The following is a 26,771-nucleotide window of genomic DNA, read 5'->3' on the forward strand; positions in this document are numbered from 1 at the left end:
CTTGCTCTCCTCGCAAAGGGCCGAAAGTGTAACCCATCTATCCGGAATGAACTGTCACCCATCTCTCGGGAAGGGCACCTTCCTAGACCAAATCGGTCTCGCCGTCCCTGCATTACAGCCGGAAGGACAGGGACAATTGGGACACCGACATCATCGTCGTTGCGGATGTTTCCAGGGCAGCTGACATGGGTGCTCCGCGACCTATGGTCCTCCCCTCTTCAACGACACGCGTCAATGCGGCCTCGCCATGGGTGGCGGCAGCTTGCTGCTCGGCGCGGGACAGGCTCACGGGCAAGCGGAACCAGCCATTCAACGGCGCGGGCGAATCGGCGGTAAACCCGCCGGGCGAGAACCCCAACACCTCGAGCCCGGCGGGCCTACAACCCGATCTGGAACGCGACCGGGACCGGGATCAGCCGGCACTGTCCGCGTTGCAAGAGCGATGCCGGAAAGACTGTTCCGGAATGGGACGGCTACGCCGCGTGCTCCCACGGGTTGATCACGGAAACGCCTGCCGTGGCTCGAATAATCCCTCGCCTCCAACTTTGTCGCCGGTCTAGACTTCGAACCAGGGGGATTTTCGATGCCCGTTCTCGAGGCTCTGCTGTCGCTGATCGGCCCGGCCTATCTGGCCTATTACGGCTTTACGGCTGCGGTGATGGTGGTCTGGGCAATTCTGTGCGCTGCCCTGTGGGTTTGGAACAACCGGCCCAGCAAGAGGAATGGCGGCGTAGCCCGGTCGCGGTCCGCCGGCCTGATGTTCTTCATCCTAGTCGCCGCCTGTTATGTGGCGGCGCACACGGGAGTCTATCTTTTGGCCCGGCATCTGGCCGGACTATGGGCGTGACAGGCCTCAGATATCGAACACGCCCTGCCCCTCGTCCATGGCGCTGACGGTCTCGGCGGCCAAGACGCGGGTGATCGGCGTCTTGCGCTCGAGGGCGGCGCGATCGAGGCGCTCGACAACGCGCATCGCGGTGCCGAGCGAACGCTCGATGCGGCGCACCAGGTATTGCACCACATGCGGCTCGACTTCGACCTGGCGGTCGGCGAACAGCTTTGTGATGACGCCGGCAAGCAAAAGGTCGTCGGGCTCGTGGATCTCGACCGTCGCCGCCGCCTTCAGCCGCGAGATGAGATCGGGCAGCGCGACGCGCCAGGCCGAGGGGAACCGCCTCGCCGTCAAAAGCAGCGTCGAACCCGCGCCGCGCACGGCGTTGATCAGGTGGAACAGTCCCTGCTCGTCGATCGGGCCTTTGTCGACATCGTCGATAAGCGCCGGCCTGGTGCCGAGACCGGCAATGTGCTCGTCGATCCGGCCGGGATCGATGGCGACGGCGTGCGTCCGATCCTGCCAGATCCGGGCGAGATGCGTCTTGCCGGAACCGGGCGGCCCTGCCAGCACGACCACCGGCGACGGCCAGTCCGGCCAGCGGTCGATCAGCGATGCCGCCTGCGCATTGGTGCCCGAGACGACGAGTTCGTCGCGCGAATAGCCAGTGCCGTGGCCGAGATCGAGCGGCAGCTGGCGCGGCGTATCGGCTGGCTGAGCAGCCATTTCAGCCCCGCTTCGAACGATGGCCGCCGCCGCGATCGGCTGGCAATGGCGGCACGGGCCGGGCGGCGTGACCCTTGTAAAGCGGCGATTCGAGATAGCGGCCGATGGCGAAGCGCACCAGCACGGCAATCGCCGCCGAGGCCGGGACGGCGATCAAAAGGCCGACGAAGCCGAACAACGCGCCGAAGGCAAACAGCGCGAACATCAGCCAGACCGGATGCAGACCGACGCTTTTGCCGACCAGCCTCGGCTGTAGGATGTTGCCCTCGATGAACTGGCCGACGAAGAACACGCAGGCCACCGCCACGATCATTGTCCAGTCCGGCCAGAACTGGACGAAGGCGACGCCGACGGCGAGCACCAGCCCGGTCAAGGAGCCGACATAGGGGATGAAGGAGATCAGCCCGGCGAAGAAGCCGATCAGGATGGCGAAGTTCAGCCCGGTCAGCGTCAGACCCGTGGCATACATCGCGCCGAGCACCAGGCAGAGCGTGCCTTGACCGCGCACGAAGCCGGCGGTGGCGGTGTTGATGTCGCGGGCGAGCGCGCGCACCGTCTCGACATAGTCGCGCGGCACCCAGCTGTCGACCACCGCCACCATGCGGTCCCAGTCGAGCAGCATGTAGAAGGCGACGACCGGAGTGACGACGAACAGGCTGACGACGGATACCAGCGCCACGCCCGAACTCCAGATCGAGGTGAAGACGGTGGTGAGCAGCCCGAAGCCGGTGGTGAGCAGCGAGTTCAGCCCGTCGCGCAGGCCGGCGGCGTTGACGCCAAAGCGCTGCTCCAGCCATTTCGGGTCGAAGCTGGTGATCAGCGACTGCAGGCGGGTGAGATATTCCGGCAGCTTGCGGGCGAAATCGGCCATCTGGGTGGCCAGCACCGGCACCAGGATAACGAAGGCCAGCACCACGACGACGATGAAGGCAATCAGGATCACTACCGTCGCCATCAGACGCGAGAGGCCGAGCCGCTGCAGCCAGTCGGCGACCGGGTCGAGGAAATAGGCGAGCACCATGCCGGCGACGAAAGGCAGGAGGATGCCCGAGAAGACATAGAGGAACAGCGCCAGCAGGATAGCCGTGGCCAGCCAGAAGAAGGCCTGGCGGCGAAGCCCGCCCGAGCCGTCGTCGGCCGCGATCGCCGCGGCGTCATTGTCAGGCGCCCGTGTCGGAGCCGCCCGACTTGCCGATGCCCGACTTGATGTCGCCGGTCTGGGAGTTGCTCGTCCGGGAGCCTTCGCCATAGCCGCTCATATGTCTTAGCCAAGCCACGAGATAGGCTGCGGCCGAAGCCACGGTCAAGACCCCGGTCAGCAATATGAGCGCGGTCCGCAGCGGGCCGAGATGCACCGAAAAGGCCAACTCGCCCAGCACAAGCGCCGCCAGCACGATCTGCGCCGCGGTGTTGGCCTTCGACACGAAGAGCGGCTTCATCTCGACCGGATGGCTCATGACGCTCGACAAGAGCACGGCGCAGACGATCAACCCGTCACGCGAGACCATGGTCACCACCAGCCAGAGCGGCAGTTCGCCGGCAAAACCCATGACGACGAAGACCGAGACCAGCAGAAGCTTGTCGGCGATCGGATCGAGATAGGCGCCGAGGCTGGACGACTGGTTCCAGCGGCGCGCGATAAAGCCGTCGACGCCGTCGGAGACGCCGGCGACGAGGAACCCGGCGAAGGCCCAACCCCAAAGCGACTGCAGCATGGCGAGCACCACCGCGGGCACGAGCAGCAGCCGCATGATCGTGATCATGTTGGGAAGGGTCACGTGATGTCCCGTCGTGGTCCTTTGTTGGGGAATAGATGAGGGAGATGGCGGGTGGGCGCAAGTAGCGGGCGGCGAAGCTGCCAATCCCCCGTTTGCGCGGGAGATTGGCCGCCTCCGCTTTCCACGCTTTTATCGGCAGGAACGACCGTCATCCTTGCTCCCCGAAACCATTCATGCGAAGAGCCCGCAATGACAAACAGGGACGAGCCGACCATGAGCAAGGGCGACCAGGCCAAGCGCAAGAACGGGCTCACCTATGCCGAGGCTGGCGTCGATATCGATGCCGGGAACCTGATGGTCGAGAAGATCAAGCCGCTGGTGCGCACGACGCGCCGGCCAGGCGCCGACGGTGAGATCGGCGGCTTCGGCGGGCTGTTCGACCTGAAGGCCGCCGGCTTCACCGACCCGGTGCTGGTCGCGGCCAACGACGGCGTCGGCACCAAGCTCAAGATCGCCATCGACGCCGGCAAGCACGATACGATCGGCATCGACCTCGTTGCCATGTGCGTCAACGACATCGTCGTGCAGGGCGCCGAGCCGCTGTTCTTCCTCGACTATTTCGCCACAGGCAAGCTCGACCCGGACCAGGGCGCTTCGATCGTCGGCGGCATCGCGCAAGGCTGCCGGCAGGCCGGCTGCGCGCTGATCGGCGGCGAGACGGCGGAAATGCCCGGCATGTATCACGACAAGGACTATGACCTTGCCGGCTTTGCCGTGGGTGCTGCCGAACGCGGCCAGTTGCTGCCGACCGACGACATCGTCGAGGGCGACATGCTGCTCGGCCTTGCCTCGTCCGGCCTGCACTCCAACGGCTTTTCGCTGGTGCGCCGCATCGTTGCCACGAGCGGCCTTGGCTGGAGCGATCCGGCGCCGTTCAACGAGGAACTGAGCCTCGCGGAAGCGCTGCTCGAGCCGACGCGCATCTATGTGAAGTCGATCCTGAAGGCGATCCGCAACACGCATGGCATCAAGGCGCTGGCCCACATCACCGGCGGCGGTTTCCCGGAAAACATTCCGCGCGTGCTGCCCAAGGATTTCTCCGCCGAGCTCGATCTCGAGGCAATCGACGTGCCGCCGGTGTTCTCGTGGCTGGCCAAGACCGGCGGCGTGGCGCCGGAAGAAATGATGCGCACCTTCAACTGCGGCATCGGCATGGTCCTCGCCGTCGCTTCCGGCCAGGCGGCGCAAGTGGCGGCAGTGCTGCAGGAAGCCGGCGAAACGGTAACGCCGATCGGCCGCATCGTGCCGCGCCGAGACGCTGGCGTCATCTATCGGGGCTCGATCGGCCTATGAGCAGGAAACGCACGGTCGTCCTGATCTCGGGACGCGGCTCCAACATGACGGCGCTGATCGCCGCGGCCGCCGATCCAAGCTATCCGGCGGAAATCGTCGGCGTCATTTCCGACCGCGCCAACGCGGCCGGCCTCGGCATCGCCCAGTCGCGCGGCATCGCCACCAAGGTCATCCAGCGCGCCGACCATCCGAGCAAGGATGCCTATGACGCCGCGATCGATGCCGCGCTCACCGGCTTCGGCGCAGACATCGTCGCCCTGGCCGGCTATATGCGCATCCTCGGCCGCGGCCTTGTCGAGAAATGGCAGGGACGCATAGTCAACATCCACCCTGCCCTGCTGCCGGCTTTCAAGGGTTTGGACACGCATGCGCGCGCGATCCGCGCCGGCGTTCGCATCCATGGCTGCTCGGTGCATTTCGTCACCCCCGAGATGGACGACGGCCCGATCATCGCCCAGGCCGCCGTGCCGGTGATGGTCGGCGACAACGAGGACACGCTGGCCGCCCGGGTGCTGAAGGTCGAGCACCGGCTCTACCCGCTGGCGCTGGGGCTCGTCGCCGAAGGCAAGGCGCGCATGGAAAAGGGCCACACCGTGCTTGCCCATTTCGCCGACGATGCCGAAAACGCCACCTCGGTGGTGATGGCGCCGGATCCGCTGCGCGAGGAGAGAGACCTCGAACAGCTGGCGCGGATCACGCCGTAGAGTCGTCAATGCCCGTAAAACAACTGCTTATCCTGCGCCATGCCAAGTCGAGCTGGGACAATCCCTCCCTCGCCGATTTCGATCGGCCGCTCGGGCCACGCGGGCTGAAGACGGCGCCGCTGATAGGGCGCGAGCTTGCCCGGCGCGGCTGGCTGCCGGACCTAGCGCTGGTCTCGCCGGCGCTGCGCACCCGCGACACCTGGCGGCTGGTCGCGGCCGAACTGCCCAAGCATGTGCCGGCACAATTTGCCGAGGAACTCTACGAGGCGGCGGCCGGCGCCATCCTGGCGCGTGTGCGGCAGGCCAAGGCGGAGAGCCTGCTGGTGATCGGCCACAATCCCGGCCTGCAGCATTTTGCGCTGAGGCTGGCCGGCGCCGGATCGGATGAGGCTGTCTTCAAGAAGATCGAAGCGAAGTTCCCGACGGCGGCGCTCGCGCGGTTCACGCTGGACGAGGATTGGGTGGACCTCGACTTCCACGGCGCGCGCCTGACGCATTGTGTTCGGCCGAAGGATTTGGCCTAGAGCGAACCGCCGATCCCCTCGCACTGCGATTGGCGCTGCTCGCCGCGTAAAACAAAGGGCGGCGGAGCAAGTCCGCCGCCTTTGACAGTTCAAAGCGTCAAAAATCAGTTGCCCCAGATGCCCTGGCCCGGGTCGGACCAAGCCTTGGATCCAGCCGAACCTGTCGTCATCGAGGTGTCGACATCGGCCTGCTTGGCAACCTCACGCTTGCCGACCGAAGCCGTGTAGGCCCTGTCGACGCCGGCCGTCGGCCGGTTGACGTCATTGGGGTCGTAGTGATCGCTGCCGGCGAAGGCGGAGCCCATCGCGAGAAGCATTGCGGCAGTGGTGAGAGCGATCCTGGTCATTTCGGTTTTCCTTGTTCGTTCGGCTTCATCGGGGCGGAGGCCTTGGGAGGATGACCCCGCTGCCGACAAGACCCGCGGCGGCCGGGATTTATTCCCGGCCCGCTCGCTTTCTTTAGCGGCCCCGGCAGCGTCGGCCCAAACTTCGCCGAGAAAAAGACAAACGATTACAAATGCTTGTGATACAAATACTTGTGAAGCGATTTCACAATGCCGGTAGCCGGCTGTAGAAAAACAGAGCGGCGGGACAAGCCCGCCGCTCGAGGTCTTGGAACCAGGCCATTCAGCGGTTGCCGAAAAGATCCTGATCAGCGGCCTGGGCCGCCGGCTTCTGGACATTCGCGCCCGAATTCTTGATCGAAGCGGTGAACGAGCTGTCGACCGAAGCAGTCGGCCGGTTGGCCTCATTGGGGTTGTAGTGGTCCGACCCAGCGAAGGCGGCGCCAGTGGCGACGAGGAGGGCGGCAGCGGTAAGAGCGATCTTGGTCATTTCAAATACTCCTGGTTTCGGGTTGCGCTGTTTGATCAGGCGCGATCGACGATCAGATGACCTAGTGGATCGGCACAGGGGTAGCCTCGGACATCGCCCGGGTGCTGCCCGCTCGTTCGACACACTTGAATTTCCTTGGCATCGGCCCCGTCTATCGGTCCTTACTCCCACTTCGACGGCACCAGGGGCATCGTTACAGCATCACCGCTTCGTGATGAATGCTTGATCAACCCTGAAAAAGCCTGCCCGGGAGCAGCCGGCCTTAGAAAAACAGAGCGGCGGGACAAGCCCGCCGCTTTGACGTCTTGGAAGACCAGGGCATTCAGCGGTTGCCGAACAGATCCTGGGCAGGAGCCTGGGTCGCCGGCTTCTGGACGTTCGCGTCCGAAGTCTTGACCGAAGCAGTAATCGAGGTGTCGACCGGCCGGTTGGCTTCGTTGGGGTTGTAGTGGTCGGACCCAGCGAAAGCGGCGCCAGTGGCGACGAGGAGGGCGGCAGCGGTAAGAGCGATCTTGGTCATTTGAGTTACTCCAAATTCAAGGATGATGGGTTGATGGTCAGATTTTGGTCAGACTGGAACCAGCTTAGTGGTTGCCCCAGAGGCCCTGGCCGGATTCCTGCTGGTTCGAGCTGGGCGCATTCTTGATGAAGCGCTGTTCGAACTTGTTGATCGAGCCGGTAACGGTCCGGTCGACGTTGCCCGCAGGGGCCGTCACGGCCGACTGGCTGGCGTCGTTGGGGTTGTAATGGTCGCTGCCGGCGAAAGCGCTGCCCGTGGCAATGAGGAAAGCAGCGGCGGCAAAAGCAATCTTGTTCATTTTAGGTACTCCAGATTTCAAAAAGTCATGTCCGTCTAGTGGCGTGCCGTAATGGAAATTCGCGTCGCTCGGACCACCCCGAAATGGGTCGGCCCTGCTGCCATTTCCAATCACGAAAAGTTGTGAACCGAACCGTTCGGTTCGATCTTGAAATTAGGCGAAGGACGCAGCGGCCACATTCTTATCGTTTAATCTCAATCGGTTACAGCAAAGGCCGCGCGATACGGCATCCTGGTAAGGGCTGCCGGTGTTCACCATAGCTACACGAACCGTCAACATTAATTGAACCGACCGGTTCGATTTCCTCGCTTGCCCGACCGAACAAGCGGCTCGGCAGGTGCCGCGACCGGGATGGCGACCGCCGGGAAACCACGTTTGCCTTGCGCGCGGATCGATACTATCGGTTGCCTCGGGAACCAATTTGGACGCCGCCTGCCGCGCTTTGGCGTCGGTCGACGCCATTGGGAGGAAACAGCGACAAACGATGCGGCTGCTGCTTGTCGAGGACAACCGCGAACTGGCCGATTGGCTGAGCAAGACGCTGCGCCAGGCGAGCTATGTCGTCGACGTCGTGCATGACGGCGAGGATGTCGAGCATGCTTTGGCCGCTGGCGACCATGCCTTGATCATCCTCGACCTTGCCCTGCCCCGCATGGGCGGCATGGAGGTGCTGAAAAGGTTGCGGGCGCGCGGCAACCCGGTGCCGGTGATCGTGCTCACCGCCAATGCCAGCCTCGACGGCCGGGTCAAGGGCCTCAACGAAGGCGCCGACGACTATCTGGCGAAACCCTTCCAGATCGAGGAATTGGAAGCGCGCATCCGCGTGCAGTTGCGCCGCGCCAACGACCGCACCGCGCCGGTCATTGCCTGCGGCGATCTGGTCTTCGACACCAACACACGCCTGTTCTCGCTTGCCGGCGCGACGTTGTCGCTGACACCGCGCGAGCACGCCGTGCTGGAACAGCTCGTTGTCAAGGCCGGCCGCACGGTGAGCAAGGCGGCGCTCTCGACCGCGATCTACGATTTCGAAACCGACGCCGACCCCAGCGCCATCGAGATCTACGTGCACCGGCTGCGCAAGAAGCTGGAGGGATCGCGCGTCCAGATCGCCACCTTGCGCGGCCTCGGCTACCTGTTGCGCCACGACGATCCGGCGCCATGAGGATCGACAGGTTTCGGATCGGCAGCCTTCGCCTGCAATTGCTGGCCTGGGTGGTGCTGCCGCTTGCCGGGCTCGCCGCCATCAATCTGTGGACCAGCCAGCGCAACGCGCTGGCGACCGCGGATCTCGTCACCGACCGCATGCTGGTCGGCTCGGCGCGCGCCATTGCCGAGCAGGTGGCAATGGCCGACGGCGCGCTCGACGCCACCGTGCCGCCGGCGGCGATCGAGATGTTCGACACCGGCGACCGGGACAGCGTCTATTACCGGGTCGAGACCGCCGGCGGGCGGCTGCTGACCGGCTATCCCGATCTGCCCGTGGCGCCGGAGCGCGGCAGCATCGAGGCTGCCTATCGCGATCACCCGCTGCGCCTGGCGACGCTCAGCCATGCCGTGATCGGCGCCGGTACGGATTCGCCGATCAAGGTCACTGTCGGCGTCACGCTCGCCGGACATGACGCGATGGTGAAGCGCCTGTGGCTCAGCGCCTTCGCCCAGCAGCTTGCCTTGGTGGCTATTGCCGGCGTGTTCGTGCTGCTTGGCCTGCGCCGCGGGCTGGCGCCGCTGATCCGGTTGCGCGACGCGGTGCGCTCGCGAAGCCGCAGCGATCTCGACCCGGTCGAGGTCCCGGGCGCGCAGAGCGAGATCCGGCCGCTGATCGAAGCGCTCAACGCCTATATGGAGCGCGTGCGGGCGCAGATGGCGGCGCAGCGGCGCTTCATCGCCAATGCCGCGCACCAACTGCGCACGCCGCTGGCGCTCTTGTCGACGCAGGCAAGCTATGCCTTGCGCGAAACCGCGGCCGACCGGCGCCAGGAGGCGCTGGTCGCCTTGCAGGCAAGCTCGGGCAAATTGGCGCGGTTGGCCGAACAGCTGCTTACGCTGTCGAGGGCGGAACCTGGCAGCCGACGGCCGCGCGCCGACCGCATTGACCTCACCGAAGCCGCCCGCCATGTGCTGGAAGCGCAAGCGCCGGCGGCGATCAACCGCGACATCGACCTCGGCCTCGAGGAAAACGGACCGGTGACGGTGGTCGGCGACGGCACGATGCTGCGCGAGATGATCGTCAACCTGGTCGACAACGCGCTGCGCTATTCCAGATCTGGCGGTAGCGTCACGGTGAGGCTGGCGACGACGGATGGCGAGGCCGAGCTTACGGTGAGCGATGCCGGACCGGGAATCCCGGCGGAAGAGCGGGAGCATGTCTTCGAGCGCTTCTACCGCCTCGCCGGCTCGGCCGAGGAAGGCAGCGGTCTTGGTCTCGCCATCGTGCGCGAGGTGGTCGAGAATGCCGGAGGCAGCGTCACGCTGGGCGACGCCGCGGCGGGCGGGCTCAAGGTCGAGGTGCGGCTGCCGCTTGCGTGATCAGGTCGAGTGGCGACCCTTTTACTCTTCGTCCGGCAATTCAAGCGTCCGGCCGGCGTAGAGAATCCGCAAGATGATCACTTTGTCACCGGCGACTTCAAACGCGATCGTCGCGCGTCGGCGCCATCCTACCGTGCGCAAACCCGGAGCGATTTCGTCATGACGTGTGCCGCGCTCGGGAAAAGTCTCAAAGTCGAGGCAATAATCGACAATGCGCCCGATAAAGCGCAACGCGATTTCCACGCCAGCCTTCGGCGCGAGTTCGCTCAGCAGTTCGGCTATGTCTCGCTCGGCTGCAGCGTGGAATCTGACCCGGTATTTCATGCACCGGAGCGTGGTTTGGCGACGATCGCGTTGATGTGCTCCGAGAGATTGCGGCGCATCTGCTCGGCCGTCAAAAGCTTCTCAGGATTGGCGCGCGCATCCTGCATCGTCGGCACGACTTCCTCGCGCAGCCAGCGTTCAACCGCCGCGTCACGCGCCGCAAGCGTACGCAGGCCATCGCGGATGACCTCGCTTTCGGTGGCGTATTCGCCCGAGGCAACCTTATTTTTCACCATCTGTGCCATCTCAAGCGGCAGCGTGATCGTCAGGGGCTGGGAGTTTCGCATGACTCGTCTCCTCGATGCCCTCAATATAGCACAGGCGCATGACTTTGTCATACACCTTAGGGGAAACCGCACACCAAACATGATGGTGTGCGGTGATTATTCAAGCCCCCTGCTCGTTGAACGGCGCCGGGCGCCACTTCACCACATAGTTCTCGAAGCGGGTGATGATGAACTCCACCACCAGCGCCATCACCGCCAGGATGATCATGGCGGCGAAGACGCCGTTGGCGTTGAAGGCGCCCTGCGCGGTGGAGATCAAGAGACCCATGCCCTGCTTGGCGCCGAGGAACTCGCCGACCACGGCGCCGACCAGCGCGAAGCCGAAGGAGACATGCAGGCTGGCGAGGATCCAGCTCATCGCCGAAGGGATGATGACCGAGGTGGTGATCTGCATCGGCGAGGCGCCCAGGATCTGGGCGTTGGCGATCATCGCCCTGTCGGCCTCGCGCACGCCCTGGAAGGCGTTGGCGAAGACGACGAAGAACACCATCACCACGGCCAGCGCCACCTTGGAGGCCATGCCCAACCCAAGCGCGATGATGAACACCGAGCCCAGCACCACGCGCGGCACCGAGTTGGCTATCTTGATGTAGATCGAAAAGACGTCCGCCAGCAGCTTGTTGCGGCCAAGGATGATGCCGGCCACGATGCCGCCGACGGCGCCGATGGCGAAGCCGAGGAAGGTCTCTTCCAGCGTCACATAGATCTGCAGCCAGAGCGGCCCCTGCGAGGTGCCTTCGGTGATCCAGGACCAGATCTGTTCCCAGATGCCCGACGGGCTGGAGAAGAAGAACGGATCGATGATGTTGTAATCGGCGCAGAGTTCCCAGAGGCCCAGGAAGACCACGAGGATCGCGAGGCGCAGGCCGATGACCAAGGCATGGCGCTTGCGCAGCCGTGCCCTTGCCTGCGCTTCGGCGGCGACGATCGAAGTGGCACGGGTGGCGGCCTGATCGGTGGGAGAAATGGCGGTCATGCTGTGTCTCCTGTCAATGGCCGGTCTGGAGGCCGCGGCTTTGGCCAAGCTGCACCTCCTCGCGCAGATCGTTCCAGATAACCTTGGCGATCTCGATGAATTTCGGATCGTAGCGGATTTCGGCCATGACGCGCGGGCGCGGCAGGTCGATGCGGTAGACGCTCTTCACCGTGCCCGGACCGGCGGTGAGCACATAGACCTTGTCGGCCAGCGCCACCGCCTCCTCGAGATCGTGGGTAACAAAGACGACGGAGGATTTCAGCCCCGACCAGAGGCCCAGCAATTCGTCCTGCATGGCCGTGCGGGTCTGCATGTCGAGCGCGCTGAAGGGCTCGTCCATCAACAGGATCTTGGGCTGGTTGATGAAGGTCTGCGCAAGCGCCACGCGCTTGCGCATGCCGCCCGAAAGCTGGTGCGGATAGTGTTTCTCGAACCGCGAAAGGCCGACGCGGCCGATCCAGTCGCGCGCCTTCTCGTAGGCTTCTTTCTTCGGCGTGCCGCGGAAAAGCGGGCCGGCGGCGACATTGTCGATGACGCTGCGCCACGGAAACAACGCGTCGGCCTGGAAGACGAAGCCGATGTCGCGGCTGATGTCGGTCACCGGATTGCCCATGACGCGGACATTGCCGGTGGTCGGACGCAACAGCCCGGTGACCAGGTTGAGCGTCGTCGACTTGCCGCAGCCGGTCGGCCCGACGACACAGGCGAACTCGCCGCGCGCCACCGTCATGGTGAAATCGCGGATCGCCGTCATCATGTGGCCGTCGGGCGTGACGAAGCGCAGCGTCACGTCGTCGATGGCGATCGCGGCATCGGCCGGCGGCGCGGCCGGAGACAGTTTCTCCGCCGCCATGGTCTGCAACTGCATGGCACACTCCTATCGTGGTGGTGCGAGGATGCCTTTGGCTAAAGCCAGAGGGCTTGCCGCAGCTTGGCATCCGGAAGGCGCCGCTGCAGAATTGATTCAGGCAGCCGGCGCAAGTCGTTGTTCTCTAGAGCGGTTCGTCGTTTCACGCCAAACCGCTCTATCTCTTTGCTTGACGCAATTCCGGGCGGAAAACCGTTTCACACTTTTCCTGGAATTGCTCCAAGGGCGGACCGATCGGCCCGCCCTCGCCTGTTGATGCTTACTTCGCCGCGTCGACGAACTCGGTCGTGTAGGTTTTCGACAGGTCGATCTGCTTGCCCTGCAGGCTCTTGGAGAAGGTCGACAGAACCTTCAGCACGGTCTCCGGTCCATCGGCCGGCATGCGGCCATCCGGCGTGAACATCGCCTTGCCGCCGGCCAGGCCCTGCACATAGAGGTCCTTGCTGCCGGCGTAATAGTCCTTCGGCATCTTATCGGCGATCTCTTCGGCGGAGTGGCCGGCGATGAACTTCATCGTCTTGACGAAGGCATTGGCGAGCTTCTGCGCCTCGTCCTTGTGGCCCTCGAGCCAGCTCGACTGCACATAGAAGGAGGCCGCCGGATAGTCGCCGCCAAGTGCTGCCTTGGTCTTTTCGGGCGTGCGCATATCGACCAATACCTTGGCCTCGCCGGTCTGGAGCAGCTTGGCGATGGTCGGCTCGGTGGTCATGCCGGCCTGGATCTGGTCCTGCTTGACGGCGGCGATGAAGGTGTTGCCGGCGCCGACCGGAAGCAGCGTGTAATCGCCCGGCTTCAGGCCGCTGCGAACGGCGAGATACTGCGTCAGGAAATCGGTCGAGGAGCCGAGCCCGGTGACGCCGAGCGTCGCGCCCTTGAAGTCGGCCGGCGACTTGATCTCGGGATGCTTGGCCGAGACCAGCTCGACCTCGCCCGGCGCCTGGCTGAACTGCACGATCGACTGGATGTATTTGCCCTTCGACTGCAGATCGACAGTATGATCGTAGAAGCCGACGACACCCTGTACGGCACCAGCCAGCAATTCGTTTTCGGCCTCGACGCCGGCGCGCGAGTTGATCAGCTCGACATCGAGGCCTTCATCCTTGAAATAGCCGAGCTGCTGGGTGAGCACGGCCGGCAGATAGATCTGCTTTTCCATGCCGCCGACGATGATGGTGATCTTGTCGGCAGCCGATGCCGCCGATGCGCCAGCGCCAACCATGGCAAGCGTCAGCGCCATTGAGCGCAGCGCGCGTTTAGAGATGAAACCGGTCACGTAACTTCCTCCGCTGGGCGGCGCGCCGCGCCGCATTTCCTCCTGCCGGCCGCTCCCAGGCCGCTCATGTGGCGAACGCCACAAAACCGTCATGACATGGCCAAGCTTTCAGCTGGCTTTCAGCCGTTTTGGCGGCCGTGGAATGGAATCCGGCGTGGTTCCCGGTCACGAGGCAGTGAAGCCGAGAACGTCGCGCATATCATATTCGCCCGGCGGCCGCCCGGCGACCCAGAGTGCCGCCGCGATGGCGCCCCGCGCGAACATCGAGCGGTCGCCGGCGGCATGCGAGAGCGTGAGCGTCTCGCCTTCGGTGAGGAAGCTCACGCTGTGCTCGCCGACGATGCTGCCGCCGCGCACAACGGCAAAGCCGATCTCGCCGGTTGGGCGCGGACCGACGTGGCCGTCGCGGGTGCGCTTCGCCACATCGTCCAGCTCGACGCCGCGCCCGCGCGCCGCCGCTTCGCCGAGCATCAGCGCCGTGCCCGACGGTGCGTCGACCTTCATGCGGTGATGCGCTTCGAGAATTTCCACGTCACAGTCTTCTGCGCCGAGTGCGCTCGCCGCCTGTTCGACCAGCCCGGTCAGCACGTTGAGGCCCAGCGAATAGCTTCCGGAGCGCACGACGGCGATCTTCTTCGCGGCGTCGGCAATCGCCTCCAGTTCAGCGCCGTCGAAACCTGTCGAGCCGATCACCAGCGCCGGACCGCCGCGCGCGGCGCAGGCCTTGGCCAACTCGGCGGAAGCCGCGGGCGTGGTGAAATCGACGACCACATCGGCAAGCGCCAGCGCTTCGTCGCGCTCAAGCAGTCCCTGGTCCGTACTGCCCGGCCGATGGAAGCGCGCGACGAGCTGCAGCCGCGGATCGGCCGCGACGGTTTGCGCCATCTGCCGGCCCATGCGGCCGAGCGCGCCGGCGACGGCTATCCTGAGCGGCTGCGGCATGGCGATCCTTGTCGAAAGCTGAGTCGGAACAATCCTCTAGCACGCCGCCCTGGCAAATTGATTCAAGCGTTGATTCAGGCGGCGCCGTTGGTCTTCAGCATCATGCCGGCGATTTCCTTGACCAGCTTGGCGGCGACCAGCGCCGTCACGTTGGAGAGGTCCTGGCGCGGATTGTATTCGACCACGTCAGCGGCGACGATCGGTTGGTCTATTGCCTGGATCAGGCCGATGACCTGGCGGGTGGTGAAGCCGCCCGGCTCGCGGTGCGAGATGCCAGGAGCGAAGGCCGGATCGAGAGCGTCGATGTCCATCGAGATATAGACGGGCGTCTTGAGGTCGAGCTGCAGCCCTTCCCTGAAATGCCGCATCTCAACCACCTCGACGCCGAAGCGCTTGAACTGGTCGCGATGGTGATCGTTGACGGTGCGCAGGCCGATCTGGATCAGCCGGTCGGCCAGCTTCTCCTCCATGACGCGGGCAAAGGGCGAGGTGTGCGAGCGCGGATTGTCGTCATAGGCATGATAGATGTCCGGATGCGCGTCGATATGGACGATCGTGAGGCTCTGGTGGCGGCGGCGCACCGCACGCAGCACGGGCCAGGAGATCGCATGATCGCCGCCGAGCGAGATCAGCGGATGGCCGGCGTCGAGCGCGCGGCCAACTTCGCTTTCGATCCGCTGCCACGGGTCGCCGGGCTGGGTGAAATCGATGTCGCCGTGATCGACGAAGCGGTCCGTCAGGTCGAAACCTGTTTCCGACCATGAAGTGTAGGCGTCGCTTGCGAGTTCGCGCCGGATCAGCGGCGGCGCCTCGGCCGGCCCGCGCAGATAGGACGAATTCTCGTCATGCGGAATGCCCAGAAGCGAGACCTTGGCCACGACATCCTCCCTCGTTGCCGAGACAAGGGCCTCTATAGACGCCGGAGCTGGCGTGTGCGACCGGAGCCATTTGGGCCAGATCGCAAAGCGTGGTGCAGTCTTAGGCAACGCTGCGTGAATGTGAAGCGCCACACTCATCATCACTCGTGCGATGTGCTACTTTAGCGCCTGTGCGTCCGGCTGCACCCGGACCGTGTCCGAGGGGGGACGCCCATGCCGCGGCCAGTGCATGCCCTGATTCTTTCTTGCCTCGCTTTAATGCCGTTTGCCGGCGGGGCCTTCGCGGCCCAGGCATCTTCCGACAAACCCGACGATGCGGCGAAGAAGGCGGCGCTCGCCGAGGCGATCAGTGTCTGCGACCGGGGCGCCTCGGTGCCGCTCGATCCTGGAGCCAAGGCGCCGCCTGTCCAGTATGGCGAGCTCTTCCCGCAAGACTTTGACCTCAGCAAGCTCAAAATCCTGGCCGACAAATGCCAGGCGGCAATGCTCGGCGCACCGCAGGAAAAGCGGCTGACGCTTGAATGGCTGCGGGTCCAGGTCGCGCTCAACCAGGCGGGACTTACCTTTCTCCTCCCGCAGATCAAGCTGCTCGCCGACGGCGGCAGCCCGGAGGCGAATTATCTGCTCTACGAGGTCTATTCGGTGCATCGGCACGACGGCGCCGATGCCGGTCCACCGCCGGTCACACGGGCGATGGCGCTCGATGCCTTGCAGAAGGCCGGCGCTGCCGGTCATCTCACGGCGCTTGAGACGCTGCTCCGTCAGTATATCGAAGGGCCGCTGCTGCGCCGCGACGCGCATAAGATGGTCGAGACCGCGCAACGCGTCATCGACGCGCCGGCCCAGGGCCAGTCGCCCGGCGAATGGGACAGCCAATTCCGCGCCGCCATGCCGCTGCTGATTGCGCGGACGACGCTGACGGAAGACGGCTTCACGAGCGACGAACAGCAAAAGGCCTTTCATGCCGTCGAGACGGATTTCCAGTCCGGGACCAACGGCTCCGGACGATCGGCGCTGGCTTACATCAAGGCGCTGCGGCTGGGCCGCGGGACCTCGCAGGATGCGGCGAAGGCCAGGCAGTTGCTGGAGGCGCGCGTCGGCAGCGATCAATATGCCATACCGATGCTGGCCGACATGCTGGCCAAGGGCGAAGGCGGCCCCGCCGACGGCAAGCGCGCCATCGCCATGCTGCGTGCCGCCACCAAGAATGTCGCCGAGGCCGGGCCGATGCTCGCCGGCCTGCTCATGGACGGCAAGTTCGTCGGCCGCCAGCCACGCGAGGCGATCCAACTGCTCAACGCCTCGTGGGATCTCGACGCCGACATCAGGCTTGCGGGCGTGCTCCTCGACTATGACGGCATGCAGATCGACAATCCGGACCAGTTGGTCGGGCGCCTGAGCGACGGCGCCGACGCCGGCGAGCCAGGTGCCGCGCTGGCGCTGGCGCGGCTGCAGCTCTCTGACGATCAGCAGTTCAAGAACGAGGATTTGGCGCGCGCCATGCTGAAGCCGCTGGCGGACGCCGGCGACCGCGACGCGCTCTGGCTCTACGCCTCGACGCAATATGCCAATCTGGATTCGACCAGCTACCAGCCGTCGCGCCGCGACGGCGGCCTGAGCGACGATCAATTGAAAGCCTTGATCGACGAAGGCGAGGCCAAGAAGGAGCAGCAGGCCTATCTGCTGCAGGCGAAGCTCATGCGCAAAGGCGCGGTCTATCCGCAGGACAACCAGAAGGCGACGGCGATGCTGATCAACGCCGCCAACCTCGGCAGTGTCGATGCGATGGTGCTGCTGGGGGACGCCTATGACGACGGTCTCGGCATCGACAAGAATCCGCGCGAGCGACTGCATGCCTGGCGCGAGGCGGCGCGGCGCGGCTCGCTGAAGGCAAAGAGCAAGCTCGCCAACGCCTTCACCTTCGACAGCTTCGACCATCTGATAACGCTGCGCGAAGGCATCACCGACCGCATCGCGCTTTACAATGACGGCATCGGCAGGATGGGCGCCGGCGTGCTCGGCAACGACGCGGCAAGCATCGAACTGAGCGGCCTCTTTTCCGGACCGGCCTCCAGCGCCGGAACGGCGGCGATCGCGGCCGCGGTGATGGATGCTTTTCGCGAGGCGCCGGCAGGGCTCGCGGAAGACAACCTCGTCGGTTTCGGCAAGGCGCTGCCCGACGAGATCCGCGCCGCGATCGAGACGACGCTGAAGAGCGAAGGCTTTTACACCGGCGAGCCGAAGGGCTATTTCGGCCCGGACGCGCGCAAGGCGCTGGCCGCCTGGGTCGACGCCAAAGGCCCGCTCGCCGAAATCCCCGTCCAGACCGCGGCGACGCAACAGGCCGCGCCGGCTTCAGGCCTGCTTGCGAACGAAATCATCGACCGCATCGGCAAGAAGGTCTTCGCCCAGGCGCAGGCCGCCAAGACCGACAAGCAGAAGATCGCCGCCATCAAGCAACTCGATTTGCTCGCCCGTTACGGCGACCTCCCGTCGCGCTGGGCGCTGGTGCGCAACTACCATCAGGCAAAGGTGGTGCGCGCGGTGGTCACGCCCGAGAAAGTCACCCGCTATGGGCTGGACATTCTTGTGTCGAAGCCTGCCGGCGTCGACAAGGCGGAATTCGAGTTCATCTTCGACCTGACGCAGATCGCGCAGGATCGCAAATCCAAGATGGTGGGTAGCGCCACCATCCAGGCGATCCGCGACGATCCGCGCCTGCAGGATCCGCTCACGCTCGGCGCCATCATGGGTCAGTTCGCCTTCGCTCCGGACGCCTGCGACTCCGTGCTCGCCGCCGCCAAGAAAGCCGGCATCGATGGCGTGGGTTCGGCCGGATGCGACGAGGACACGCGCACCGCCCTCATTGCCTTCGCCAAGGAGAAAGGCGCGTCCGGTGTCGATGCGGCGGCCCGCAAGGCGGCCGCGGAGGAGATCAAGACGCTGGACGCTCAGGCGGCGAAGTAGCAAGGCAATAAGCCGCAACGGGCCCATTCCGCCTTGTCAACACGATCGAGGATCGCGCGATAGCGGCTGCATACGGTGGCGTCCTGATAAAAATCCACTTCCGTATCGATGATCTGGTCAAGGCTTAGTCCGCGATAATGCGTCTTGACCTTCGCCAGCACGTCTTGCGCTTGCCTGATTTCGCCGAGTTCGAAATGGCATATGATAAGACGAATGAGCGACCACGGCGTTACAGTGGCCATTTTCGCGTAGCAGGCAGCCGCCTCGCGATATCGCCCAGCCGTCGTCAGCAGGACGCCGCGGAAGTCGTCATACCATCCCACGGCGTATGGGTCGCGGCGCTGGGCTTCGGTTATTTCATCAAGCCCTTGCTCCGGCCTGTCAGTGTGATTGAGGAAAATAGCACGGATGCTAAGAATGAACGGATCGTTCGGATTGAGCGCAACGGCCCGGTCAAGGCTGATTTCAGATTGCCTGAATTGGCGGAGGTACAAGTGAGCGAAGCCGGTGGCGAGATGTCCATAGGCTTCGTCGGGATCAAGGCCCAATGCTGTTCTTGCGATCTCCAGTCCGGAATGCAAATGGCCGGGATTGTTGTAGTCCCAATAGTACTTGATGGACTCCACAAAGCTTAGCATGGCGTGGGCAGCAGCAAACTGCGGATCGAGCTTTACCGCCTGGTGCAGAAACGGTTCCGCTTCGAGCACCGTGTCATAAACGGCTGCCAGTTGCAGCGCCCGTAGGTAAAACTCGTAGGCCGACATGTTGTTGGTCGGCCGGGCCCTGGCGCGCGACGCAATCGCGGTTCTGGCCTGTCGGGCCAGACGCGCTGCAATCATCCGGGTGATTTCGTCCTGGATGGCGAAAATGTCGTCGAGTTCCCGGTCGTAATGTTCGCCCCAGATATGAGCAATCGACGACGCATCGGTTAGCTGTACGGCGATCCGCACCCTGTTGCCGATCTTCCGCACGCTGCCTTCGACGACATATTGGACACCAAGCTTGCTCGCCACCTCGGCCGGATCATGCGCCTTGCCGCGAAACTGGAAGGAGGAGTTCCGCGCAATGACCAGAAACTCCTTATATTTGCCGAGCTCGACGATGATGTCTTCGGTAATCCCGTCGCTGAAATAGTCTTGCTCCGGGTCACCGCTCATGTTGTCGAAGGGAAGTATGGCGATGGACGGTCTGGACGCCGCCGTATCATCTGCCGTAACCGCGAAGGGCCTGGGGCCTGCATATTTGTAACCGCGACCATGCACGGTTGCGATCAGCTCGGCAGACAGCAGTTTTCGCAGCGCCGAAATGTGGACCTGCAGCGTATTCTCCTCCACCACCACGCCGGGCCAGACCGCATCGAAAAGTTCGGTCTTGCCGATCACCTCGTCGGGCCTGTCGAGCAACATGGCGAGGATGTCGAAGGAACGTGCCGAAAGCTCCACCGGCCCTTTCGGGCCCAGCAACTGCCGTTCGGCTCGTCTCAAACGATAGTTCCCAAACTCCAAGTCCATTGGCCAAGAACCACCCTCGCGGGCAGGATAATCCAAGATGACCCTGAAGGCGAACTTCAGGGCCGTTTGGGATTCTTCGCTTCAAGCAATTTCAGAGCGATTCAGGACTCTTCAGGTTTAAGCCAAGGACCTGGGTGGGAAGCGCTGCCATTGTCGCCGCCACAGGAGGACATCATGACCGACATCCTCACCACCGGCCCAACAGCCGTCCGGCGTCTCAAACTGCCGCGGCCAAGCATCCCGAGGCTGGCAATGCTCGCGACGTTCAACACCATGTTCAGTTCGATGGTCAATGCACGCAAGGCAGCCTATCTGGACCCTTTCACCAGTCTTGACCGCCGACCGCCGATCATCCCGGAAGACGATCTCGAAGGCCGGAATCCCAACTGGTGATCTGCAACGCCCTTGCGGATTGATGCCTGGCGGTGCGGCCTGCAGATCCGCGTTCTGGGCGCTTGCGCTTCTAATTCGAAGCGATCAAAGCGCCTTGAGCCAGACCTTGTTGTCATGGACGGCAGCGCCGCCATAGGGCGCCGGAGCATCGGCGCCGGTCAGCACGTTGATGCCCTCGCCGCGTTCATGCGCGCTGTTCGGCCAGATGCCTTCGGCGATCACCACGCCGCGCTTCACGCCGTCGAAGAACCTGGCATGCAGCACCAGGTCGCCGCGCCGGTTGCCGACCTCGACGCGGCCGCCATCCTCGATGCCGAGCACTGCTGCATCTTCGCGGTGGATGAGCAGCTCGGGCCTGCCTTCCTTGGCCTTCGAGACCGGCGTCTCGGCAAAGCTGGAATTGAGGAAGTTGCGCGCCGGCGAGGTCGCCAGCCGGAACGGATGCTCCTCATCCGCCACCTCGATCAGTTCGACATGGTCGGGGAATTCCGGCAGCCGCCCGACCGGGCCGAACAGGCCCATACTTTTCGGCGGCCGGTTGGGCGCCGACTGCCCGGTCCAATTCGGCCGGAAGTGGAACTTCCTGTCGGCATGGCCGAAGCCGTTGATGAAATGCGCGTCGTCGAAGCCGGGCTGCAGGTCGACCCACTTTTGTTCCTTCAGGCTGTCGAAGCTGCCCAGCCCGCGCTTGCCGAGGATAATGTCGATATGCTCGCGCTCCGTCAGTCCGAAGCCCGGACGGTCGCCGACGCCGAGCCGCCTGCCGAGCTCCTCATTGACGTAGTGGTTGGTGCGCGGCCCTTCCGGCGGCTCGATCAGCTTGGGGCCGAGCGTGATGTGCTGGTTGCCGCCGCCCTTGTAGATGTCGTCATGCTCCAGGAACATCGTCGCCGGCAGCACGACGTCGGCGAGCTTGGCCGTGTCGGTCATGAACTGCTCGTGCACGCAAGTGAACAGGTCCTCGCGCATAAAGCCCTGTTTCACCAGCCGCTGCTGCGGCGCGACATTGGCCGGATTGGTGTTCTGGATCAGCATCGCCGTCACCGGGGGACCGCCATGGAGCGCATCCGCCGCACCGGTCAGCACCGGGCCGATGCGCGAATGGTCGAGATAGCGCACCTTCGGGTCGCGCATCGCTGTACCTTCCAGCACATCCTGGTTCAGCTTGAAGATGCCGGAGTTGGAGTGGAAAGCGCCGCCGCCCTCATACTGCCACGCGCCGGTGACGGCGGCGATGCAGGAGGCGGCGTGCATGTTGACCGAGCCGTTGCGCTGGCGCGCAAAGCCGTAGCCGAGGCGGAAGTAGGTTTTCTTCGTCGTGCCGACCAAATGCGCGAAGGCTTGTATCTCATCGACGCTGAGCCCGGTGATGGCGGCCGCCCATTCGGGCGTGCGCGTCTTCAAATGCTCTTCCAGCCCGCGCGGATCGTCGGTGTATTTTTCGAGATAGGCACGGTCGGCCAGCCCATCGCGAAACAGCACGTGCATGACCGCGCAGGCGAGCGCGCCATCGGTGCCGGGCTTCAGGACAAGGCCGAGATCGGCCTGCTTCATCGTGGCATTGTCATAGATATCGATGACGACGATCTTGGCCCCACGCTCCTTGCGCGCCCTCATCGCATGGGTCATCACGTTGACTTGGGTGACCACGGCATTGGTGCCCCAGATCACCACGCAGTCGGATTTCGCCATCTCGCGCGGATCGGGACCGCGCAGCGCGCCCGCTCCCATCATCCAGCCAGTCCAGGCGAGATTGGTGCAGATCGAGCCGAAGAAGCCCGAGTATTTCTTGGCGTGGCGCAGCCGCTGGATGCCGTCACGCTGCACCAGCCCCATCGTGCCGGCGTAGAAATAAGGCCAGACCGTCTCTGAGCCGTATTTTTCTTCGGCTGCGATGAATTTTTCCGCCACGAGGTCGAGGGCTGCTTCCCAGCTGGCTTCCTTCCAGGCGCCCTCGCCCTTGGCGCCGGCGCGCACCAGCGGTTTCAGCAGCCGGTCGGGATGGTGGACGCGGTCGGCATAGCGCGCGACCTTGGCGCAGACGACACCCGCCGTGTAGCTGTTCGCCTTGGCGCCGTGGACGCGGCCGATGCGGTTGTCTTCGAGCAACTCGACTTCGAGGGCGCAGGTGGAGGGGCAATCATGCGGACAGGCCGAATGGCCGATCCGGAGCTTGGCGTGCTGGTTCATGCGGGGTGTGTAGCGGGTTTTAGGGACGAGGTGTAGGGCCAGATAGAGCTCCTCCTTCTCCCCTTGCGGGAGAAGGAGAAACCGCGCTATTCCGCGATCCCTTCCTCATATTCCGCCGACATCGTCAGCCACTTGTCCTCGTTCTGCGCCAGCGTCTGCGCCAGTTGCGAGCGCTCCTTGGCCAGCCGCGTGGCGGTCGAGGGATCCTTCTCGTAGACCGCCGGATTGGCGAGCTCGTCCTCGATCAGGTCGATGCGCTTGCGCATGCGGTCCATCAGCGCCTCGGTGGCGCGGATTTCCTTCGCCAGCGGTTCCAATGCGGCCCGGCGCTGGGCGGCTTCGCGGCGGCGATCGGCCTTGGACGCCTTGTCGGCTTCCTTCTGCTCGCGGCGGTTGGACGACACGCCGGTGACCAAGGTCTTGTAATCCTCGAGATCGCCGTCATAGGGATTGACCGCGCCGTCCTTGACCAGCCAGAGCCGGTCGGCGGTGGCTTCGAGCAGGTGCCGGTCGTGCGAGATCAGGATCACCGCGCCCGGAAAATCATTGAGCGCATGGATCAGCGATTCACGGCTGTCGATGTCGAGATGGTTGGTCGGCTCGTCGAGGATGAAGAGGTTCGGGCCCTCGAAAGCCGACAGACCCATCAGCAGCCGCGCCTTTTCGCCGCCGGACAGGTCTTTCGCCGCGGTGTTCATCTTCTCGGTCGCAAGGCCGAACTGGGCGACGCGGGCGCGCACCTTGGCTTCCGGCGCGTCCGGCATCAGCCGGCGTACATGCTCGTAGGCGTTTTCCTCGGGACGCAAATCATCGAGCTGGTGCTGGGCGAAGATCGCCACTTTCAGCCCGGGCGCAACCGTCACCGTGCCGGTCTCGGCCTTCAGCCGGCCGGCGAGCAATTTGGCGAAGGTCGACTTGCCGTTGCCGTTGGCGCCGAGCAGCGCGATGCGATCGTCGGCATCGATGCGCAGCGTCATCTTCTTCAGGATCGGACTGCCCTCGGTGTAGCCGACATTGACGCCATTGAGCGCGACGATCGGCGAAGCCACCGTCTTCACTGGCTCCGGGAAGGAGAACGGCCGTACCGTGTCGTTCACGACAGCGGCGATCGGCTTCAGCTTTTCCAGCGCCTTCAGGCGCGACTGCGCCTGCCGGGCCTTGGAAGCCTTGGCGCGAAAACGCTCGACGAAGGATTCCATATGCTTGCGCTGGGTTTCCTGCTTGACGCGGCTCTTTTCCTGCAGCTCGCGCTGCTCAGTGAGTTGGCGTTCGAACTGGTCGTAGCCGCCGCGCCAGAAGGTCAGCTTCTTCTGGTCGAGATGGACGATCGAGTTGACGGCGCGGTTGAGCAGGTCGCGGTCGTGCGAGATCAGCAACACCGTGTGCGGATATTTCGCGACGTAGTTCTCCAGCCACAGCGTGCCTTCGAGGTCGAGATAATTGGTCGGCTCGTCGAGCAGCAGCAGGTCGGGCTCGGAGAAGAGCACGGCAGCCAAAGCCACGCGCATGCGCCAGCCGCCGGAGAAGGACGAGGCCGCCCGCCGCTGCGCGGCATCGTCGAAGCCGAGGCCGGCAAGGATGGTGGCGGCGCGGGATTCGGCCGAATGCGCGTCGATATCGGCCAGCCGCGTATGGATCTCGGCGATGCGGTGCGGATCGGTCGCGGTCTTTTCCTCCTCGAGCAGGGCCTGGCGCTCGACATCGGCTTTCAGGACGATGTCGATCAGCGGCTCCTCGGTGCCGGGCGCTTCCTGCGCCACCTGGCCGATGCGGGTGTTCTTCGGCAGGCTGATCGAGCCGGTCTCCGAAGGGAAATCGCCGGTGATCGCCTTGAACAGCGTGGTCTTGCCGGTGCCGTTGCGGCCGACGAGACCGGCCTTGGTGCCGGCCGGCAGGGTCAATGAGGCATGATCGAGAAGCAGTCGCCCCGCCATGCGCAGCGTAAGGTCGTTGATGATAAGCATGGCCGGCTTTTGCACGGGAGATCGGCGCTTCGCAAGAGCCAGGGGCTCGGATGAGGCCCGCCGCGCTGACTTAAAAGCGCGTCGCGCTGAAGCGGATTCAGGCGCCGCGCTTTAAGCCTTTGTTTTGCTGCATGTCGTTGTCCCGGAACCGCTGCACACTTCTGGCGACATACATTGGCCGTTCAGCAGAAAACACGACGGACTGGAACCAGTTGCCGGCCGAAGCGTTTGGAGGCCCGTGATCCGCTATCTCGCCCTAGCCTTCATCTTCTTCCAGGTCGCCACGACAACCGCGCTGGCGACGCAGGTGGTTCTGTTCGAGGATCAGACTGCTCAAACTGCTGTCCCGACTGAGCCCGCGAGTGGGCCGCAGGCCCAACCAACCTCTCCGCAGGCGGGAAAGATTGCGAACAGACCAGAGACGCGGGCACCGGAACACCTGTTGATCCAGATCGAGTCCGGAAAGGCGTTTTAGGCGTCGCCTATGAACGACCGGAGCAATTCCAGGAAAAGTGTGTGCGGTTGGGCTCGGCGCCTTCGCCGTAGCCGCCGTCCGGAATGCATCAAAACAAGGAGATAGTGGCGGGCAGGACAGCACCCTGCCCCTCCAGCCTCCGCAGCGATCGCGGAGAGCGGCGAGGCACCGTCCCGAGACTGGGCGCTGCTCCGTAGTAGCCACTCCGCGCCGGTCACACTTTGCTTGCCGCGTCGTGGGATTGGCGTTGATCGCGGCTGTTGTCTCAACCTATGCTGGCGCGAGCGGCGGGGTTCGATTCAAGCAGAGGGCAGATCAGATGTCAGGCAAGACCACGCTCATTTCGGCTTCACTGGTGATCGCGATTTTCGCGGGCGCTGCCAGCCTGTTTCTCACCACGCCATCGGCCCACGCGGCAGCCACTGACTGCGCGGCAGCGAAGACGCAGGCCGACCTTGCTACCTGCACGGCAGCGAATGCCGCTTCGGCCGACGCGGGCCTCAACGCAGTCTACAAGGCGCTGGCGGGACGTCTCGCTCCCGCCAACCTGAAGCGCTTGCGCGACGCGCAGCGCGCCTGGATCCCGTTCCGCGACAAGGAGTGCGCCTTCCGCACCCAGCCTTATGCCGATGGCTCAGTGTACTCGACCCTCGTCGAGACCTGCAGGGCGGAGTTGACCAAGGCGCGGCTGGCGCAGCTGCAGCACCAATTGCAATGCCCCGAAGGCGATCTCTCCTGCGTGCCGCAAAGCGGCGGCAGTGCCGCGCCCGCGACGGCTGGCACCGCGCCCGCGAAACCCGCCCCTGCCCAGGCAAGCCAGAACGACACGCGGCCATGCGTGCAATCCGCCGGCAAGGCGAAGTCGGACCAGTATGTCTCGCAGTGCATCCAGGTGTCGCCGGCGACCAATCCGCCCTGCAACGGGCAGAATGCCTGCAGCATGATGATCGACGAGATCAAGCGCGGCTGCGCCGTGATCGGCAAAAACAACCCGCCGGGCTTCTGCTCTGCTTATAAGGACTGAGCGGCCATAGCCGGCCTGTTACGATCAACATTCCCTGGCGGAAAATCAGCCCAGCGCGGCAAGACGACCGCAAGTTCGGCTTTGGTTCAATATTAGCACCACAAGTGGTGATACCACCAAAAAAGGACGGCAAAATCTTCCGGGCCAAGCATGATGCTTATCAAAAATGATTTTCAGTTTTGCCGCAAACCTGCAAACCTGTAGGCGCGCCGTGAGTCGTGAGTGGGCGCCAACGATAACTTGGTTCACGTAACTTGGCCCAAATAACTTGGCCATATCAGGAGCTCACGATGGATAGAGCGCCCAGCGATTTACGAACGTTGCGATATGTCGCGGAGATCACGCGCAAGCTGGCCAAAATGCTCTCGCGCACGCGCTACCAGATGCTTGTCTATCTCCTTGAAATGACAGCGGTCGAGGCGGAGAGCCTTGCCGGCGAGCAGGATTCCAAGCGAGCCCGGCCGGTCAAGCCGCCTCAGGCCCACCGCTAGTGCGTTTCACCGTTTCACGGAAACGGCGAAACGCCCTACCTCTTTGTTTTACGCAATTCCGGACGGAAGACCGCTGCGCACGTTACCTGGAATTGTTCTAGGCCGTAGTGACGATTTAAGGAATTGGGATTCCCACAGGCCGGCAAATCAGATTCAACGCTGATTTTTGGGGA

28 protein-coding genes are annotated in these 26,771 nt (G+C 64.1%); 11 read left to right on the forward strand and 17 right to left on the reverse strand.

Features of this window, described 5'->3' with window-relative positions; translation table 11 throughout:
• Positions 1–583 precede the first annotated feature (583 nt).
• Positions 584–847, forward strand: coding sequence for a hypothetical protein (locus FJ414_RS30470; RefSeq protein WP_140648052.1), 264 nt, complete (start codon positions 584–586; stop codon positions 845–847).
• Positions 848–853: 6 nt separating this feature from the next.
• On the opposite strand, the gene hdaA is transcribed toward FJ414_RS30470, so the two are convergent.
• From hdaA to FJ414_RS30485, 3 genes are read right to left on the reverse strand one after another with little or no spacing between them, the layout of a single operon-like run.
• On the reverse strand, positions 854–1,558 hold the full coding sequence (gene hdaA / locus FJ414_RS30475; protein ID WP_140648053.1) for a DnaA regulatory inactivator HdaA: 705 nt from the start codon (positions 1,556–1,558) through the stop codon (positions 854–856).
• A gap of 1 nt (position 1,559) precedes the next feature.
• Positions 1,560–2,807 carry an AI-2E family transporter gene (locus FJ414_RS30480; RefSeq protein WP_246672541.1) on the reverse strand — a complete coding sequence of 416 codons (1,248 nt, stop codon included), beginning with the start codon at positions 2,805–2,807 and terminating at the stop codon, positions 1,560–1,562.
• Positions 2,719–3,336, reverse strand: a complete 618-nt coding sequence (locus FJ414_RS30485) for a CDP-alcohol phosphatidyltransferase family protein (protein WP_140648054.1) — start codon at positions 3,334–3,336, stop codon at positions 2,719–2,721. Before FJ414_RS30485 ends, FJ414_RS30480 begins: the two co-directional genes overlap by 89 nt.
• Before the next feature lie 213 nt (positions 3,337–3,549).
• On the opposite strand from FJ414_RS30485, the gene purM reads away from it, so the two are divergent.
• Genes purM through FJ414_RS30500 form a run of 3 tightly spaced genes read left to right on the forward strand, consistent with a single transcriptional unit; the run spans position 3,550 to position 5,857 of the window.
• Complete coding sequence (gene purM, locus FJ414_RS30490; protein ID WP_140648079.1) at positions 3,550–4,629, forward strand: phosphoribosylformylglycinamidine cyclo-ligase; 1,080 nt, start codon at positions 3,550–3,552, stop codon at positions 4,627–4,629.
• Positions 4,626–5,333 (forward strand): phosphoribosylglycinamide formyltransferase, encoded by a 708-nt coding sequence (purN, locus tag FJ414_RS30495; RefSeq protein ID WP_140648055.1) that lies wholly within the window; start codon positions 4,626–4,628, stop codon positions 5,331–5,333. Before purM ends, purN begins: the two co-directional genes overlap by 4 nt.
• Positions 5,334–5,341: 8 nt before the next feature.
• Positions 5,342–5,857, forward strand: a complete 516-nt coding sequence (locus FJ414_RS30500) for a histidine phosphatase family protein (RefSeq protein WP_140648056.1) — start codon at positions 5,342–5,344, stop codon at positions 5,855–5,857.
• Between the two features lie 104 nt (positions 5,858–5,961).
• Here FJ414_RS30500 and FJ414_RS30505 read toward each other — a convergent pair whose 3' ends face one another.
• The 4 genes from FJ414_RS30505 to FJ414_RS30520 all read right to left on the reverse strand — a co-directional run bounded on the left by FJ414_RS30505 (position 5,962) and on the right by FJ414_RS30520 (position 7,509).
• Positions 5,962–6,204: a DUF680 domain-containing protein gene (locus FJ414_RS30505; protein WP_140648057.1), complete on the reverse strand. Its 243-nt coding sequence runs from the start codon at positions 6,202–6,204 to the stop codon at positions 5,962–5,964.
• Positions 6,205–6,484: 280 nt separating this feature from the next.
• The gene (locus FJ414_RS30510; protein ID WP_140648058.1) at positions 6,485–6,691 is read right to left on the reverse strand and encodes a DUF680 domain-containing protein; all 207 of its coding nucleotides are present in this window, start codon (positions 6,689–6,691) and stop codon (positions 6,485–6,487) included.
• Between the two features lie 322 nt (positions 6,692–7,013).
• Positions 7,014–7,211: a DUF680 domain-containing protein gene (locus tag FJ414_RS30515; protein WP_140648059.1), complete on the reverse strand. Its 198-nt coding sequence runs from the start codon at positions 7,209–7,211 to the stop codon at positions 7,014–7,016.
• A gap of 64 nt (positions 7,212–7,275) precedes the next feature.
• The gene (locus FJ414_RS30520) at positions 7,276–7,509 is read right to left on the reverse strand and encodes a DUF680 domain-containing protein (protein WP_140648060.1); all 234 of its coding nucleotides are present in this window, start codon (positions 7,507–7,509) and stop codon (positions 7,276–7,278) included.
• A 484-nt stretch (positions 7,510–7,993) separates the two neighbouring features.
• Here FJ414_RS30520 and FJ414_RS30525 point away from each other — a divergent pair, with 484 nt between their 5' ends.
• Together FJ414_RS30525 and FJ414_RS30530 are read left to right on the forward strand one after the other, a co-directional pair.
• A complete protein-coding gene (locus tag FJ414_RS30525; protein WP_140648061.1) occupies positions 7,994–8,671 on the forward strand; it encodes a response regulator in 678 nt (225 codons plus the stop codon).
• A complete protein-coding gene (locus FJ414_RS30530) occupies positions 8,668–10,035 on the forward strand; it encodes a sensor histidine kinase (protein ID WP_140648062.1) in 1,368 nt (455 codons plus the stop codon). Before FJ414_RS30525 ends, FJ414_RS30530 begins: the two co-directional genes overlap by 4 nt.
• 21 nt (positions 10,036–10,056) lie before the next feature.
• Here the strand turns inward: FJ414_RS30530 and FJ414_RS30535 are convergent, their stop codons facing one another.
• From FJ414_RS30535 to speB, 7 genes are all read right to left on the reverse strand, one after another.
• Positions 10,057–10,359, reverse strand: coding sequence for a type II toxin-antitoxin system RelE/ParE family toxin (locus FJ414_RS30535; protein ID WP_140648063.1), 303 nt, complete (start codon positions 10,357–10,359; stop codon positions 10,057–10,059).
• The gene (locus FJ414_RS30540; protein WP_140648064.1) at positions 10,356–10,646 is read right to left on the reverse strand and encodes a type II toxin-antitoxin system ParD family antitoxin; all 291 of its coding nucleotides are present in this window, start codon (positions 10,644–10,646) and stop codon (positions 10,356–10,358) included. The genes FJ414_RS30535 and FJ414_RS30540 overlap by 4 nt, the downstream gene beginning before the upstream one ends.
• A 100-nt stretch (positions 10,647–10,746) precedes the next feature.
• Entirely contained in the window at positions 10,747–11,622 is an 876-nt protein-coding gene (locus FJ414_RS30545) for an ABC transporter permease (RefSeq protein WP_140648065.1), read from the reverse strand.
• Between the two features lie 13 nt (positions 11,623–11,635).
• Positions 11,636–12,490, reverse strand: a complete 855-nt coding sequence (locus FJ414_RS30550) for an ABC transporter ATP-binding protein (RefSeq protein WP_140648066.1) — start codon at positions 12,488–12,490, stop codon at positions 11,636–11,638.
• Positions 12,491–12,749: 259 nt separating this feature from the next.
• Positions 12,750–13,727, reverse strand: a complete 978-nt coding sequence (locus tag FJ414_RS30555; protein WP_246672542.1) for an ABC transporter substrate-binding protein — start codon at positions 13,725–13,727, stop codon at positions 12,750–12,752.
• A 201-nt stretch (positions 13,728–13,928) separates the two neighbouring features.
• Positions 13,929–14,705, reverse strand: coding sequence for a 4-hydroxy-tetrahydrodipicolinate reductase (dapB, locus tag FJ414_RS30560; protein WP_140648068.1), 777 nt, complete (start codon positions 14,703–14,705; stop codon positions 13,929–13,931).
• A gap of 74 nt (positions 14,706–14,779) precedes the next feature.
• Positions 14,780–15,583 carry an agmatinase gene (speB, locus tag FJ414_RS30565; protein ID WP_140648069.1) on the reverse strand — a complete coding sequence of 268 codons (804 nt, stop codon included), beginning with the start codon at positions 15,581–15,583 and terminating at the stop codon, positions 14,780–14,782.
• 258 nt (positions 15,584–15,841) lie between these two features.
• Here speB and FJ414_RS30570 point away from each other — a divergent pair, with 258 nt between their 5' ends.
• Positions 15,842–18,550, forward strand: coding sequence for a sel1 repeat family protein (locus FJ414_RS30570; RefSeq protein ID WP_140648070.1), 2,709 nt, complete (start codon positions 15,842–15,844; stop codon positions 18,548–18,550).
• Here the strand turns inward: FJ414_RS30570 and FJ414_RS30575 are convergent.
• Positions 18,535–20,061: a winged helix-turn-helix domain-containing protein gene (locus tag FJ414_RS30575; protein WP_140648071.1), complete on the reverse strand. Its 1,527-nt coding sequence runs from the start codon at positions 20,059–20,061 to the stop codon at positions 18,535–18,537. The two genes, FJ414_RS30570 and FJ414_RS30575, sit on opposite strands and share 16 nt — an antisense overlap.
• Before the next feature lie 174 nt (positions 20,062–20,235).
• On the opposite strand from FJ414_RS30575, the gene FJ414_RS30580 reads away from it, so the two are divergent.
• A complete protein-coding gene (locus tag FJ414_RS30580) occupies positions 20,236–20,454 on the forward strand; it encodes a hypothetical protein (protein WP_140648072.1) in 219 nt (72 codons plus the stop codon).
• An 84-nt stretch (positions 20,455–20,538) separates the two neighbouring features.
• Here the strand turns inward: FJ414_RS30580 and FJ414_RS30585 are convergent, their stop codons facing one another.
• Together FJ414_RS30585 and FJ414_RS30590 are read right to left on the reverse strand one after the other, a co-directional pair.
• Positions 20,539–22,644, reverse strand: coding sequence for a molybdopterin oxidoreductase family protein (locus FJ414_RS30585; RefSeq protein ID WP_140648073.1), 2,106 nt, complete (start codon positions 22,642–22,644; stop codon positions 20,539–20,541).
• A gap of 86 nt (positions 22,645–22,730) precedes the next feature.
• On the reverse strand, positions 22,731–24,608 hold the full coding sequence (locus FJ414_RS30590) for an ABC-F family ATP-binding cassette domain-containing protein (RefSeq protein ID WP_140648074.1): 1,878 nt from the start codon (positions 24,606–24,608) through the stop codon (positions 22,731–22,733).
• 238 nt (positions 24,609–24,846) lie between these two features.
• On the opposite strand from FJ414_RS30590, the gene FJ414_RS30595 reads away from it, so the two are divergent.
• The 3 genes from FJ414_RS30595 to FJ414_RS30605 all read left to right on the forward strand — a co-directional run bounded on the left by FJ414_RS30595 (position 24,847) and on the right by FJ414_RS30605 (position 26,598).
• On the forward strand, positions 24,847–25,083 hold the full coding sequence (locus tag FJ414_RS30595) for a hypothetical protein (RefSeq protein WP_140648075.1): 237 nt from the start codon (positions 24,847–24,849) through the stop codon (positions 25,081–25,083).
• A 241-nt stretch (positions 25,084–25,324) separates the two neighbouring features.
• Complete coding sequence (locus tag FJ414_RS30600) at positions 25,325–26,107, forward strand: lysozyme inhibitor LprI family protein (protein WP_140648076.1); 783 nt, start codon at positions 25,325–25,327, stop codon at positions 26,105–26,107.
• 290 nt (positions 26,108–26,397) lie between these two features.
• A complete protein-coding gene (locus FJ414_RS30605; RefSeq protein ID WP_140648077.1) occupies positions 26,398–26,598 on the forward strand; it encodes a hypothetical protein in 201 nt (66 codons plus the stop codon).
• Positions 26,599–26,771 lie beyond the last annotated feature (173 nt).

Origin of the sequence: Mesorhizobium sp. B3-1-6, assembly GCF_006439555.1 — a bacterium.
Classification (GTDB): domain Bacteria; phylum Pseudomonadota; class Alphaproteobacteria; order Rhizobiales; family Rhizobiaceae; genus Mesorhizobium.